Raw genomic sequence first — 13,562 nt, forward strand, 5'->3', positions numbered from 1 at the left:
CATCCGTGCGGTCACCCGCTGCTGCGCGAGCGGGTGGCGAGCCGGCTCAGCGCCGCGGTGAAGCTGTCGTTCCACAGCCCCAGGTGCGGCCACCGCTCGGCGACGTACGCCGTCGCCGCCTGGGGCGACATCCCCTCCTCGCGGACCAGCCACGCACGCAGCACCAGCCCGGTCCGCGAGGCGCCGCCGTGGCAGTGCACGAGCAGCCGGTGGCCCTCGGCGCGCAGCGCGGCCATGTCGTCGAGGACGTCGGCCAGCATGACGTCGAGGTCGGCGTTGTGGTCGCTGTCGGCGATGTAGGCCATCCGGTGCAGCGCGTGGCTGAACGGCTCGCCGAGCCGGCACAGCGAGATGACGGCGAAGTCCTGCTCGCTGTACCGGGCGCCGTCGAGGTTGCCCGCCCAGATGCCCGGCAGCACCTCCTGCGGACCGATCCGCGGGATCACCCCGGGGTCGTAGCTCTGCTGCGCGCCGCCGTCGAGCGCGGCCGCCAGCTGCTGGAGGTCGGCCAGCCGCCACACCCGCTCGCCGTGCCCCGGGACGCGCCCGTGCACGACGGACGCCCAGCGCATCGGGATGCCGCCCATCCCGTACACCGCCCCGGCCAGCCCGCCGGCGACCGCGGCGACGGTGTCGGTGTCACCGCCCAGGTCGATCACCAGCCGCAGCACCTCGGCGAACGACGTCCCGTGCCGCAGCGCCCACACCGCCTTGCCGAGCGTCGGCCACACCGCGCCGTCGGGCGTGCCGGGCTCCGGCGCCCAGTCCGGCGCGAGCACCGCCGCGTACCGCTCGCGGTGCTCGCCGGCCACCGCCTCGAGCGCCGAGGGGACGGCGGCCAGCGGGTCGCCGCCGTCGAGCGCCACCCGCACCAGCTCGTGGAGGACCGCGCAGCCCTCACCGGCCGCGGGGTCCCCGTGGGTCAGCGCCGAGATGCGCCGCGCGGCGTCCGTGGTGACCTCGCGGCCCTCGCGGGCGAACCGGACGGCGGCGGGCGTGGTGCGCATCAGCGACCCGTTGCCGGCGGCCCGCCCGGTGCGCCGGAAGTGCTCGGCCGCGGCGGTGTCCCACGGCAGGCCGGAGCGGAGGACGGCGCGGGTCTGGCTGCCGATGTCCGGCGGGTCGGCATCGGCCCAGCGCAGGAACCGGGCGAACAGGTCGGCCTCGTCCAGCCCGCCGCGCTCGACCAGGGACGTCGCGACGAGCAGCGCCATCTGCGTGTCGTCGGTGAACTCGCCGGGCTCCCGGTCGAGCGCCCCGCCGCCGCACATCTCGGTGTGCGCGCCGCGGGCGGGGGTGGGGAAGCGGGCGGAGAACCGACCGGGCGGGCCGAACTCGAACGGCGCGCCGAGCGCGTCACCGACGGCCGAGCCGACCAGCGCGCCGGCGGCGCGGTGCGAGCGGTGCATGCGCGGGGTCACCCGTGCATCGTGCACACGCCGGGCGCCGACCTGTCAGGCGCTGACCTCCTCGTGCGTGTTCACCCCGGGGATGCGCCGCACCGACCCCCACCCGAAGCGGGCCCACACCACCAGCAACGCGGCGCCGACGAGCGATCCGAGCGTGTCGCGGAAGAGGTCGCCGTTGGTGTCGTCGTTGTCCTCGGAGAGCTGGGTCCCGAACCACGCGTCCGACCGCCACTCGAACAGCTCCCACAGCGCCCCGACGGCGATGCCCAGGGCCGCGGTCACCACGCCGATGCCGACGTAGTGCCGCAGGTGCGTCTCGTCGCGGGGGTCCGGGACGACGTCCAGCCGGGCGAGGCCGATGTAGACGACCGGGGCCGTGAGCATCGGGAGTGTGAAGTGCACCAGGTCGTCGAAGCGGACGAACTCGTCGTAGAGGCCGAGCGTCTCGCCGAACCCCTGCAGCGCCATGCCGAGGGTCAGCGACAGGTCGTAGAGCCGGGGCAGGTTCACCAGTCGCGCGACGAGCGTGATGCTCCCCAGCGCGGCCAGGAGCGCCGCCGACCCCCACCGCCCGTCGACCGCGTAGACCGCGGCCCCGGCGAAGACGGCCAGCCTGAGGACGTCGATGCCGTCCCTGATCCACGGATTCCAGTCACCCAGCAGCAGCGTGCGTCCGTCCACGTCGCCGGACTACCCGCCGGTGCCTCGGCGGTGCACGCCGATGGTCTGCCGATACAGGCAACATGCTCACCCGTGAGGCACTGATCTCGCTGCTCCACAGGATGCCAGGCGTCTCAGCCATCGATGCCAGCTCGGACAGGCGTCACTCCGTCGTGAACACCGTGGTGCGCTGTGTCCACGAGGGCCAGCGGGCCGTCGCCGTCGGCACGGACACGAAGACGCAGATCGGCGCGTTGCTCGACCTCGTCGACCTGCACCTCCACGACGCCGATGTCCTCGACGGCACGCCGGTGGCCTCAGAGGAGGTGACACTCCTCCTCGCCCAGGACGAGTGGGACACCGAGGCCGAGGGCGCCCTCCGCACACTCGCCGCGCACCTCCACGCTCCCTTCCGGGTCGACCTGCGCCGGCTGACGAGCCAGGGAGGGGTGCTGCCGATCAGTGCCGCCGGCCTCGATGACATGGGCGACCACCAGAAGTACCGGTACACCGACTGGCTCGACCTGCTGATGAGCGTCGAGGACTCCCCGCCGCCGTTGGTCCAGCGGCTCCTCGGAGCCCTGCCTCGCGAGCAGTTCCGCGCGTATCCGGTGCTCGGGACGAAGAACTGGTGGTCCCTGCGGCTCGAGGGGCTGGAGGTCGCCCAGGTCGGCCCGTACAAGGGCTGGGCCCAGGTCGGCGCCGACCACGAAGGAGCGCGACGAGGCCCCGAACGCTCGGCCTGGACTGAGGTCGTGCCCACCGGACGTCTGACGATCGACGACGATCGGTCGGTTGCGGCCGCCGTCAGGGCCATCAACTGCTTCGCGGAGGCCTGGGTACAGGTGGTGAGCGGGAGCCTCAAGCACAACGAGCACGCGCTCGAGTCCCGAGTACTGCGCGGACTGGTGCCGATCACCACGTCGACCGGTCGGCTGGACCTGCTGCGGACGCCGGCGGATGGGCGGGTCAACTGGGGCAGTCAGTTCCCGACCCGATGGGGGAGGACGGCCGCGAGTGGTGGTCGGTACCTCGACGTCCTCATGCGTGAGAACTCGACCCCCTGGGCGCTGGAGCTCAAGGTCGAGGGCTCACAGGGCGTGGGCAACTACTACAGGCACGCCGTCGACCAAGCAGTGCTGTATCGGCACTTCATCCGCTCGGCCACGCACCTCGCGCCGTGGTTCGAGCGGTTCGGTCTCGACCACACCGCCTGCCGGGCGGCTGTCGTCGTGCCGGAGTTCCGCTCCGCGGCCGACGGCTGGCGAAGGCGACTCCAGCGGGTCTGCGAGGCCTTCGACGTCGAACTGATCGAGGTGCCCGAGCACTTCGCGCGAACTGCTGCCCATGAGCCCGTGGAGGGATCCCCGGTCGCCTCCGGCACTCACTCCTGAGGCTGCTGTGCGTCGAGTGACGAGATCGGACTCCGTCGTCTCGCGATGCGCGGGATCCGCCGCGGTTCGTGCCAGGGTCCTCGGCAGTTCTCGATCGGGGGTCTGACATGACGGTTGTCGCAGTGCGTGTCGAGCGCGCGGGCGGGTTCCGGTGACGGTCGCCGTCGTCGACCTGGAGACCACGGGCCTGTCTCCTCGGGTGGATCGCGTCGTGGAGGTGGGCGTGGTCCTCCTCGACGAGCGCGGCGAGGTCGAGGGCGAGTTCGCCACACTCCTGAACCCGGGCCGGGACGTCGGTCCCACCGGTCTGCACGGCATCCGGGCCTCCGACGTGGTCGAGGCGCCGACGTTCGCGGACGTCGCGCCGCACCTGCGCTCACTGCTGTCCGGGCGCGTCGTCGTCGCCCACAACGCCCTCTTCGACCTGCGGTTCCTCGCGCGTGAGTTCGGACGTGTCCAGCTGCCGGTCGACCTCTCACCGTCGCTGTGCACGATGCGTCTCGCTCCGCTGTTCTTCGGTCCCGGCACCCGGTCCCTGCAGGCGCTCTGTGGCTACCTCGACATCCCGTTCGACCACCCGCACGCCGCCCTGGGGGACGCGCGGGCGACGGCCGAACTGATGGTGCGGATGCTGAGTTCGGACCTCGGTGAGGCGCCGCTGTCCGGGGCCGGCGTCCGTGTGCGGTTCGCTCCCGACGGCACCTACCGGGGCTTCGAGCCGCTCGACGACGGCTGGATCGACCTGGTCGCCGCGGCGCGCGCCTCCGCCGCCGTGGACCCCTGCCCACCGTGCCGGACGCTGCCGCGGGAGGAGTCCGATGCCGTCGCCCGGCGGAGGGACGGCTACCTGGCCCAGCTCGTCGCTGCGCTGCCCGCACTCGACGACGCGCCGCCGAGCATGGCGCCCTATCTCACCGTGCTCGACCAGGTCCTCGAGGACCGGCTGGTCAGCGTCACGGAGGCTGATGAGCTCTTCGCGCTGGCCGGAGAACTCGGGTGCAGTCCCGAGCACGTCATGACCGCGCACCGGCTCTACCTCGACGCCTTGGCTACGGTCGCGATGGCGGACGGCGTGGTGACCGATGACGAGCACGCGGACCTCCAGCGCGTCGCGGGCCTCCTCGGCCTGGACGACCGGGATGTCGACCTCGCGCTCACGCTCGTACGGTCGGGCGCTCAGGTGACGCTTCCCCGGTCCCTGGTCGCCTTCGCGCCGGGCGACAGGATCGTCTTCACCGGTGCCATGAGCCGCACGCGTGCGGAACTGGAGGGTGCGGCCAGGGCGGCAGGACTGTTCCCCACGAGCTCTGTCTCGAGCAAGACCGACGTCCTCGTCTGCGCCGACCCCCACTCGCAGTCGGGGAAGGCGATGAAGGCTCGTTCGCTCGGTGTCCGAGTCGTCAGCGAGGCGGTCTTCTGGGAGGCGCTCGCCGTCGCGGCATGACCCGTGACGGCGCTGGGTCCTGATCGGCAGAGGCGGGCAGGCGGGGCGACAGCCGAGGACGCGCCGTCCTGACGCTGCGTCACCGGGTTCCGGCGCCACCCAGGCGACCGGGGGACGACGGCGTCTGCGGCGCGCGAACGGTGACCTCTCGGTGCTGCACTGTCCCCGGCCGGCGCAGAGCCGCCGCAGGCACCGCAGGACAGGAGCACGCCGTGACCGATCGCGAGCTCGGGCCGACCACCGCGGACAGCAGCCGCACGGCCCACTGCAGCAGCCATGCCGCCGGTCACGGCGTCCACCCCACCCGCGTGCTGCTCTGCGACAACAGCCCGGACGACGCGTGGACGCCGGTCGTCGTCATGGGCGCCGTCGGCGACGTGCTCACCGTCGCCTGCGGGTCGGAACTCCGGCGCTACCGCAACCACGACACCGGCCGGCTGGTGGACCTCGCCGACACCACCGGCCCCGACGCGCTGCTCAACGAGCGGTACGGCCTGCTCTTCCTGCGGACCTGGCCGCAGGACGCCGCGTCGGTGTTCTCGCTGCAGCCGGCCGACCAGCCGCCGCACCCCTGCGGCTGACCCCATGGGGTGAGGCCGCCCCGGCACGCCCCTCGAGGCGTCGGCGACCGCCGTTAACGTCCGATCGCCTCCCGTGACGGGACGTGACCGTGCACCGGTCGACGTCCCCCCGGGCGGTGGGGACGACGCACCACGGCTCGTCCCCGCAGCAGCACGACCTGGGGGAGTGGAGCGTGGCCCTGAGCGTCACCCAGCGCGTCGAGCGCCGATACCGGACCCTCCGCATCCCGTGGGGCATCCGCCTGCGGCTGCGCTGGTACGCCCGCGCCGACCGCCGGGCCGACCTCCCCGTCGGCGTGAGCGTCGCCTCGACCCCGGTCCTCGCCGAGCTCGTCGCCGAGTACGGCGAGGTCTGCGAGCGCGAGCGCACCCGCTGCCTGCTCGACACCGACCCCGACAACGTCCGGCTCGGCCAGATCGACGCCGAGCTGCTCACCCTGCGCGCCACGCTCGCGCGCCAGAGCGAGGACGTCGAGCGCCTGGCCCAGCCGCCTGCGCCCTCCTGGCTCGCCCGCCGTTACCCGGGCGAGGAGAACCTGCCGGACTCCGCGACCCGCGAGCGCCGCGCCGTCACCCACCAACGCTCGGTGGCCGCCGCCCGCGCCGTGCAGGCCGAGATCCAGCGCCGGTTGGACGACGTCCTCGCCGAGCAGGCCCACCTGGCCGCCCGCGTCCGAGTCCGCACCGACCTCGCCCGCTCCCACGTCATCCGCGCTCGCGAGCTGACCCACCGCAAGGCCGCCGTCTACCGCCGCGCCCTGCTGCGCCGCCATCCGCAGCGCGAGGAACTCGTCCGCTCCTGGGACACCGAGCTGTGCGACCTGCCCTCCTGGTGCGCGTCCGAGACCCCGCTGCCCGCCCCCGCACCCTCTGGAGACCCCGCATGAGCCTGACCCGGTCCCGCGGCCCGGAGCCGGCCGCGACCTCCTCCGAGGCCGTCCTGTTGCGACCGCCGGGTCGCGTCCTCCGGGACGACGTCGTCGCGCAGGTCACCGCGCTGGCCCAGGCCGGCTCGCTCGACGCGGGCAACGGCGACGTCCTCGACGGCTGGCTGGAGGGGCTGCGGGGCACGCGGCGCACCCAGATCCTCGCCGAGCGCACCGAGCGCGTCGCCGCCGCGCAGCGCGACGTCATCCGGCTCGAAGGTGCCGAGGTGGTTGCCGAGCAGCGCGCGGAGGCGACGACCGCCGAGCTGCAGCACACCGAGCGCATGATCGCCGTCCTCGAGAAGCGGATCGTCGACCCCGCCGAAACCGAGCCGGGCGAGCGCCGTGAGCGGCGCAGACGGCCGCGGCCAACCCTCGATCCGCTCGAGGGGCTGGTGCGCACCTCGTACGCGCGGGCCGTCCTGTACGTGATGCTCCTGTGTGCGACGGCCGGCGACGTGGCGACCTTCTACGTCGTCCTGGCGACGCAGTTCCGGGATGCGGGTGAGCTGGTCATCACGGCCCTCACGACCGCCTTCGCCGTCACGTCGGTCGGACTCATGCACGCTGTCGGCCGGACCCTCAAGGACCTCCGCGAGGCGCGTGGCGGACTCGGGCGGCCGGCACTCGCCCTGTTGGTCACCGGGTGGCTGACCTTGGGCGGAGTCGCGTTCGCCTTCCGGCTCGATGCCGAGTCCGCTTCGGCCGGGGCGACGTCGGCCTTCGGGGTTCCTGACCCCGCCGCCGACTCCCAGCACGCGTTGCTCTCGGCGCTCCTCCTCGCCGGCCTCTACTTCGCCTCGGGAGTGCTGGCCTTCTACACCGGCTTCTCGGAGCACCAGCCGCGGATGAGCACCTACACGGCGCTGCGCCAGAAGTTGCTCGAGCAGCACGAGGAGGCCGCGCGGCGAACCGAGGCGCTCAGCGACGTGCGGCAGCAACTGGCCCGGGCCCGAGACGAGATCGACCGTGCGGGCCAGTGGGTCGACGACGCCTTGGCTGCCACGGACGCCGAGGTCATCGAGCTCAAGGAACTCGTCCGCGTGGAGGTCGCCCGCCACCTCGGCATGCCCGAGGCGACCAACGGCCTCACCACCGGACGGCGGGCGGGCGGCCCGGAGGAGCCACCGCCGCCCTCGGTCCCGGAACCGCGGACCGGGGACGACGAGCAGGAGCCGCACACCGGTCCGTCGGGATCGACGTCGCACCACGCGGGACCGCTGATCCGCATCCCACGCGACGCGTTCCCCTTCCTCGCACCCCGGTCGGCCAACGGACACGGCTCGTCCGACGGCACCCCGTGATTCGACCGCCGTCCCCACCCATCCGTTCGAGAGGCACGTCCTTGCGCACCCTCCCCGTGTCCGGCCGCCTGCTGGCCGCGACCGCCTCGCTCGGCCTCGTCGTCGGCCTCGCCGGCTGCGGTGGGGAGGACCCGGCGGCGGACCCCACCGGTGCCGCGGCCTTCGTGGTGGGCGCCCGGGGCAACATGCCGGCGCCTCGGCCGGCTGGACTGGCAGTGGAGGTCCTCGACCGGGCGGTCGAAAACCAGTCGCTGGCGGCCATCGTCGTCGCGGACGGCGAGCCGTCGGTCCTCGGGACGAGGCCGTTGCTCGTTCAGGGAGCGACCAGTCAGGCCCGCGAGGCGACCAAGAACGACAACCGCCAAGCGGTCCTCGACGGCATCGCCGGGGCTCGAGCCGACGACGAGGAGGCCGACCTGCTCGGCGGTCTGGACCTCGCCGCGCGCACCATCCGGTCGGTCGAGACGCTGCCGCATGAGATCGCGGTCATCGATTCCGGCCTGTCGACGGTGGCGCCGCTGGACTTCACGCAGCCCGGGTTGCTCGAGGCCGACCCGGAGGAGCTCGCCGGCAGCCTCGCTCGAGTTGGCGAGCTGCCCGACCTCGAGGGCATGGAGGTCGTCTTCCAGGGTCTGGGGGACACCGCCCCGCCGCAGGAGGCGCTGAGCATCGCCCAACGCGCGAATCTCGTGGCGATCTGGCGGGCGGTGGTGGAAGCCGCCGGTGGGGTGATGGCGCTCGAGGAGAGACCGCTGGCCGAGGACACCGCCGTCGACCTCCCCGAGGTGAGCATCGTCCCCGTTCCGAACGGTCCCGCGTGCGCCGGACCCACCATCGAGTTGGCCGGCGCTGATGTCGCCTTCCAGCCGGACTCGGCGGAGTTCGTCGACCCGGCGGCAGCGCGCGCAGTCCTGCAGCCGATCGCGGAGCAACTCGTCCAGGCTGGAGCGACCGCCACGCTGACCGGGACGACGGCGCGCGTCCGTGAACTCGGGGGCCAACGTGCCCTGAGCGAGCAGCGGGCGCGGGCGGTGCTGAGCGAACTCGTGGACCTCGGCGTCCCGGCGTCCGCGCTGCGGGCTGTCGGCCTCGGCAGCGAGTTCCCCGGTTACGTCCCGGACCACGACGCGGCCGGCAACCTGTTGCCTGGTCCCGCCGCGCAGAACCGCAAGGTGATCATCACGCTGGAGAACGGGGACACCTGGGTCCTCTGCGAGTGAACGGTCCCCCCGGCGTTCCCGCCTGCCGCTGACCGCCCGTCGGGATCGCCGATCCCGCACAGCCACAGCCTCGTGGCCGTGCGGGATCGGCGATCTCGTCGGGCGACGGGGTCAGGCGACCCGGCGGGCGCCCGAGTAGCTCGGCATCGAGTCGAGCTTCATGACCTGGACCGGCTTGCTGGAGTTCAGCGCGTGCACGATCTGGCCGTTGCCGATGTACATCGCCACGTGCGAGACCGGGCTGTAGAAGAACACCAGGTCACCCGGCTGCAGGTTGGCCTTCGACACCGGGGTGCCGAACGTCGACTGCGCCTTGGACGTGCGCGGGAGGGAGATGCCGGCCGCCTTGTAGGAGAAGCTGGTCAGCCCCGAGCAGTCGAAGGAGTTCGGGCCGGTGGCGCCGTACACGTACCGGTCACCCACCTGGGCGAGCGCGGTGTTGACGGCGGTCTGCGCGGCGCCGCTGGCCGCGGCGGCCGGGGCTGCGGCGACGGTCGGGGCGGCGGCGAGGGCCGTACCGGTCGGGCCACCCACGGCGGCCGAGGCCGGGGCGGGGGCGAGGGCGATCCCGGCGCCGGCGATGGCGGCGACGGCGACACCCCGGAACGAGCGGCGAGCGAAGGACGTGCGGGCAGTCGTCATCGACGACGGTTCTCCTGTTCTCCACGACCGCCTACCGGGTTAGCTGACGGGTTCGGACGGGGGAGTCGCCCGGCGCGACGAGGTCGCGCTTCACCCCAGTGCTGCGGTGGGTCCCCGGCCTGCGCAGCGGTCATCGACCGGTGCGCGGTTCGGCGGCGTCCGTCGGGTGTCGCAAGGTCAGCGACGCGGGCCCTCCGGACGGCGACCGAGGCTAGGTGGGCCCTTCGGCCCTGTTCAAAGCGAGGACCGGGGTCCCGGACGGCGGTCGGCGCGGACTGCGACTCGCCGAGCTGAGCTGCGCGGACGTCGCTGCCCGCCCGTGGATCCGTGCGATGAACCCGCTGGTCAGAGCGTTATCGAAAAGTTTCCTTCTCGACGGAGAGCCCGAGCGGAGCGTGCTGGGTCGGGCGCGCAGAGCTGCCGCGGCGACGTGGTTGGGGGAGCTGTTCCCCGGGCACGACCAGAGGTAACCGACCCAAGGAGGAACACCATGGCCGGCATGTTGAGGAAGGTCCTGGCCTCGGGGATCGCGGCGAAGGTCATCCAGGAGGCCCGCAAGCCGCAGAACCAGGCCAAGATCAAGGAGTTCATCGCCAAGATGGGCGAGCAGAACAAGAAGCAGGGTGGCGGCCGGGGCTACGGCCGCGGTCCGGTGCGCTGAGCCCCGGCGCTGACCGCACGGCGACCCCCCGCCCGCACCGGGCGGGGGGTCGCCGTCATGCTCGGGGACCGTGCTGCGCATCGCCGTCCTCGACGACTTCCAGTCCGTGTCCGGGGAGTTCGCCGACTGGTCACGTCTGCCCGAGGAGGCCGAGGTCGTCGCCTTCGCCGACCACCTCGACGACGAGGACGCCGTCGCCGACCGGTTGGCCGGGTTCGACGTCGTCGTCGCCATGCGCGAGCGCACCCCGTTCCCGCGCAGCCTCCTCGAGCGGCTGCCGCGGCTGCGGCTGCTGGTGACCACCGGCGCCCGCAACGCCGCCATCGACGTCGCGGCGGCCGCCGAGCGCGGCGTGACCGTGTGCGGCACCGGCGCCCACCCCACCGGCCCGGTCGAGCTGACCTGGGCGCTCATCCTGGCCGTGGCCCGGCACGTCCCCGAGGAGGACGCCGGGGTGCGGGCCGGCGGCTGGCAGCGCACCGTCGGGACCGACCTCGCGGGCGCGCGGCTCGGCGTCGTCGGCCTCGGCCGGCTCGGCACCCGCGTCGCCGGCATCGGCCAGGCGTTCGGCATGGACGTCGTCGCCTGGAGCCAGAACCTGACCGACGAGCGCGCCGCCGAGGCCGGTGTGCGCCGCGTCGACCGCGACGAGCTGTTCGGCGCCGCCGACGTCGTCACCGTGCACCTGGTGCTCTCCGAGCGCACCCGCGGTCTGGTCGGCCGCGACGAGCTCGCCCGGATGAAGCGCAGCGCGATCCTGGTCAACACCTCCCGCGGCCCGATCGTCGACGAGGCCGCGCTGCTCGAGGCGCTGTCCGAGGGCCGCCTCGCCGGCGCCGGCCTCGACGTCCACGACCGCGAGCCGCTGCCCGCCGACGCCGCCCTGCGCACCGCGCCGCGCACCGTGCTCACCCCGCACCTGGGCTACGTCACCCGCGACACCTACCGGGTCTTCTACGGCGACGCCGTCGAGGACGTCGCCGCCTTCCTCCGCGGGGAACCGGTCCGCGTCCTCACGCCCGCGTGACCCGTGCCGGGCCCGGGTACGCAACCGGGCCCGGCACGAGGAGGCCTGCGATGACCGAGGGCAACATGACCGGCCGTCCCTACGGCGGCGCCAACGAGCGACCCGACGACGACGTCCTGCCCGGCGAGCGGCCCGAGGAGGACCTGGTCGGGCCGCCGTCCCAGCAGGAGGAGCCGCGGGCGGCGCGGGACGGCGAGATGTCGACGAGCCCGGGTGAGACCGGCAGCGGCGTCCCCGACACCGACCACCCGCTCGGGGGCCGGCAGGGCGGCAACTGACCCGGCGCGGGCTACGGCCGCCCGGCGTGCGGGACGGCGACCTCGGTCGCCACCAGCACCGCCTCGCGCACCGGCGCGCGGTTGTGCTCGTAGAAGTCCGGCGCGCAGCACATCAGCAGCGTGCGGCCGCCCACCCCGCCGAGCATGCAGGCGAAGACGCCGAGCCCCTCCGGCGCGGCGACCTCGTCGACGATCGCGCCGCCCTGTTCGACCCGCACCACCCGGCCGCCGACCGCGTCCGCCGCCCACACGTGTCCCTCGGCGTCCAGCGCGCAGCCGTCCGGCGCCACCGTGAGCTGGCCGAGCACCTCCTCGGTGGTCCGGCCGGTCACCTCCGGCCCGAGCGACGCCCACACGCGCCGGTTGGTCAGCGCGCCGTCGGCGCCGAGGTCGAAGGCGGTGTACCGGTTGCCGAGGGTCTCCCCGACGACGAGCGTGCCGCCGTCCGGGGGGACCACCATGCCGTTGGGGAACTGCAACCCCTCCGCGGCGACCGACACCGTGCCGTCGGGGTCGATGCGCTTCAGTGACGCGGTCCGCGCGTCGCCGCCGCCCATCAGGTCGAAGCCGAAGTCGCCGACGAACACCTACCCCGCGTCGGTGACCACCAGGTCGTTGAGGTGCCCGCCGCAGTGCTCGGTCAGGTCGGCGTGGGTCGACAGGGTCCCGTCGGCGTACCGCAGCACGCGGTGGTCCTTCATCGACACGACCACCAGCGACCCGTCGGGCAGCCAGCCCAGCCCCGAGGGCTGGCCCTCCACCTCGACGACCACGGTCTCCGCGCCGTCCGACGTCACCCGGCTGACCGTGTGCCGGTAGAAGTCCGACACCCACCAGGCGCCCTCGTGCCAGCGCGGGCCCTCGAAGAACCCGCCACCCTCCAGGACCGTCCTGAGCTGCTGTTCCGCCATGACCCGGACAGTAGGTGACGGTCCGGCGCGCCGTTTCCGCGGCTGACCGGCCGGGCAGGGGCTCGCCGACCCGCACCCGACAGTGAGGACGAGGACCATGCAGGTCGGCTACAAGCTCGCGACCGAGGCCTTCGGACCGGAGGACCTGGTCCGCCAGACGGTCCGCGCCGAACAGGCGGGCTTCGACTTCGTCGAGATGAGCGACCACTTCCACCCGTGGCTCGACGTCCAGGGCCACAGCTCGTTCACCTGGTCGGTGCTCGGGGCGATGGCGGCCAGGACCGAGCGGATCGGCCTGGCCACCGGCGTGACGTGCCCGATGATCCGCTACCACCCGGCCGTGATCGCGCAGGCCGCGGCGACGGTGCAGATCCTCTCCGGCAACCGCTTCACCCTCGGCATCGGCTCCGGCGAGCGGCTCAACGAGCACGTCGTGGGCGCCGGCTGGCCGGCGGTGCGGAAGCGGCACGAGATGCTCCGCGAGGCGCTGGAGATCATCCGGCTGCTGTGGCAGGGCGGCTACCAGTCCTACGACGGCCGGTACCTGCAGCTGGAGGACGCCCGTCTGTTCGACCTGCCCGACCAGCTGCCGGTGATCGCGGTGGCCTCCGGTGGGCACCACGCCTCGGCCATCGCCGCCGATCTCGGCGACGGGCTGTTCGCCACCGAGCCGCGCAGCGACCTGGTCGAGGCCTACACCGGCGCCGGGGGGAGAGGGCCGCGGTACGCCGAGGTGCCGATGGCGTGGGCGGCCGACGAGGACTCCGCCGTCCAGGCCGCCCTGGAGACCAGCCGCTGGGCGCTCACCGGCTGGAAGGTGATGAGCGAGCTGCCCAACCCGGTGAACTTCGACGCGGCCAGCGCCACGGTGAAGCCCGAGGACATCCGGCAGCAGTTCTCCGTCGGCCCCGACCTCGACGCGCACGTCCAGCAGGCGCAGCCCTACGTCGACGCGGGCTTCGACCACGTGGTGCTGCAGAACACCGGCCCCGACCCCGACGGCTTCCTGGAGGTCTGCGAGCGCGAGCTCGTCCAGCGGGTGCGCGCGCTGACCCCGTCGTCCTGAGGGAGGACCCCGTCCTCCTCATCCCTCGCACGCTCGGGA

At 73.5% G+C, this 13,562-nt stretch carries 13 protein-coding genes, 1 pseudogene and 1 riboswitch; of the genes and pseudogenes, 10 read left to right on the forward strand and 4 right to left on the reverse strand.

Features of this window, described 5'->3' with window-relative positions; genetic code table 11:
* Positions 1-11: 11 nt before the first annotated feature.
* Positions 12-1,421 (reverse strand): ADP-ribosylglycohydrolase family protein, encoded by a 1,410-nt coding sequence (locus BLS21_RS08690; RefSeq protein WP_091216582.1) that lies wholly within the window; start codon positions 1,419-1,421, stop codon positions 12-14.
* 33 nt (positions 1,422-1,454) lie between these two features.
* On the reverse strand, positions 1,455-2,090 hold the full coding sequence (locus tag BLS21_RS08695) for a DUF2238 domain-containing protein (protein WP_091216585.1): 636 nt from the start codon (positions 2,088-2,090) through the stop codon (positions 1,455-1,457).
* A gap of 152 nt (positions 2,091-2,242) precedes the next feature.
* Between BLS21_RS08695 and BLS21_RS08700 the strand changes: the two genes are divergently transcribed.
* From BLS21_RS08700 to BLS21_RS08725, 6 genes are all read left to right on the forward strand, one after another.
* A complete protein-coding gene (locus BLS21_RS08700; protein ID WP_139177069.1) occupies positions 2,243-3,463 on the forward strand; it encodes a hypothetical protein in 1,221 nt (406 codons plus the stop codon).
* A gap of 151 nt (positions 3,464-3,614) precedes the next feature.
* Positions 3,615-4,907 (forward strand): exonuclease domain-containing protein, encoded by a 1,293-nt coding sequence (locus BLS21_RS08705; RefSeq protein WP_091216590.1) that lies wholly within the window; start codon positions 3,615-3,617, stop codon positions 4,905-4,907.
* Between the two features lie 212 nt (positions 4,908-5,119).
* On the forward strand, positions 5,120-5,488 hold the full coding sequence (locus BLS21_RS08710; RefSeq protein ID WP_091216592.1) for a hypothetical protein: 369 nt from the start codon (positions 5,120-5,122) through the stop codon (positions 5,486-5,488).
* An 83-nt stretch (positions 5,489-5,571) separates the two neighbouring features.
* Positions 5,572-6,375 (forward strand): hypothetical protein, encoded by an 804-nt coding sequence (locus BLS21_RS08715; RefSeq protein ID WP_091216595.1) that lies wholly within the window; start codon positions 5,572-5,574, stop codon positions 6,373-6,375.
* Positions 6,372-7,718 carry a hypothetical protein gene (locus BLS21_RS08720; protein ID WP_091216597.1) on the forward strand — a complete coding sequence of 449 codons (1,347 nt, stop codon included), beginning with the start codon at positions 6,372-6,374 and terminating at the stop codon, positions 7,716-7,718. The genes BLS21_RS08715 and BLS21_RS08720 overlap by 4 nt, the downstream gene beginning before the upstream one ends.
* 56 nt (positions 7,719-7,774) lie before the next feature.
* Positions 7,775-8,938 (forward strand): OmpA family protein, encoded by a 1,164-nt coding sequence (locus BLS21_RS08725; protein ID WP_091216598.1) that lies wholly within the window; start codon positions 7,775-7,777, stop codon positions 8,936-8,938.
* A 111-nt stretch (positions 8,939-9,049) separates the two neighbouring features.
* On the opposite strand, the gene BLS21_RS08730 is transcribed toward BLS21_RS08725, so the two are convergent.
* Positions 9,050-9,580, reverse strand: a complete 531-nt coding sequence (locus BLS21_RS08730) for a C40 family peptidase (RefSeq protein WP_091216601.1) — start codon at positions 9,578-9,580, stop codon at positions 9,050-9,052.
* 12 nt (positions 9,581-9,592) lie between these two features.
* A riboswitch (cyclic di-AMP (ydaO/yuaA leader) is annotated at positions 9,593-9,719 on the reverse strand.
* 351 nt (positions 9,720-10,070) lie between these two features.
* Here BLS21_RS08730 and BLS21_RS25080 point away from each other — a divergent pair.
* The 3 genes from BLS21_RS25080 to BLS21_RS08745 all read left to right on the forward strand — a co-directional run bounded on the left by BLS21_RS25080 (position 10,071) and on the right by BLS21_RS08745 (position 11,546).
* Positions 10,071-10,241, forward strand: a complete 171-nt coding sequence (locus BLS21_RS25080) for a hypothetical protein (RefSeq protein ID WP_175479507.1) — start codon at positions 10,071-10,073, stop codon at positions 10,239-10,241.
* Between the two features lie 70 nt (positions 10,242-10,311).
* On the forward strand, positions 10,312-11,268 hold the full coding sequence (locus BLS21_RS08740; protein ID WP_217636055.1) for a D-2-hydroxyacid dehydrogenase family protein: 957 nt from the start codon (positions 10,312-10,314) through the stop codon (positions 11,266-11,268).
* Positions 11,269-11,318: 50 nt separating this feature from the next.
* Complete coding sequence (locus BLS21_RS08745; protein WP_091216606.1) at positions 11,319-11,546, forward strand: hypothetical protein; 228 nt, start codon at positions 11,319-11,321, stop codon at positions 11,544-11,546.
* An 11-nt stretch (positions 11,547-11,557) separates the two neighbouring features.
* Here BLS21_RS08745 and BLS21_RS08750 read toward each other — a convergent pair.
* Positions 11,558-12,556: pseudogene (locus tag BLS21_RS08750) on the reverse strand (SMP-30/gluconolactonase/LRE family protein).
* Between BLS21_RS08750 and BLS21_RS08755 the strand changes: the two are divergent.
* Positions 12,555-13,523: a TIGR03557 family F420-dependent LLM class oxidoreductase gene (locus BLS21_RS08755; protein WP_091216608.1), complete on the forward strand. Its 969-nt coding sequence runs from the start codon at positions 12,555-12,557 to the stop codon at positions 13,521-13,523. The pseudogene BLS21_RS08750 and the gene BLS21_RS08755 overlap by 2 nt on opposite strands.
* The last annotated feature ends 39 nt before the right edge of the window (positions 13,524-13,562 follow it).

It is taken from the genome of Geodermatophilus siccatus, from assembly GCF_900103785.1.
In the GTDB taxonomy this organism is placed as follows: domain Bacteria; phylum Actinomycetota; class Actinomycetes; order Mycobacteriales; family Geodermatophilaceae; genus Geodermatophilus; species Geodermatophilus siccatus.

What these genes read in the sequence shown, in the direction of transcription:
- BLS21_RS08720 (WP_091216597.1), top strand. Translation starts at nt 6,372, where the DNA reads ATGAGCCTGACCCGGTCCCGCGGCCCGGAGCCGGCCGCGACCTCCTCC.
- BLS21_RS08730 (WP_091216601.1), bottom strand. Translation starts at nt 9,580, where the DNA reads ATGACGACTGCCCGCACGTCCTTCGCTCGCCGCTCGTTCCGGGGTGTC.
- BLS21_RS25080 (WP_175479507.1), top strand. Translation starts at nt 10,071, where the DNA reads ATGGCCGGCATGTTGAGGAAGGTCCTGGCCTCGGGGATCGCGGCGAAG.
- BLS21_RS08745 (WP_091216606.1), top strand. Translation starts at nt 11,319, where the DNA reads ATGACCGAGGGCAACATGACCGGCCGTCCCTACGGCGGCGCCAACGAG.
- BLS21_RS08755 (WP_091216608.1), top strand. Translation starts at nt 12,555, where the DNA reads ATGCAGGTCGGCTACAAGCTCGCGACCGAGGCCTTCGGACCGGAGGAC.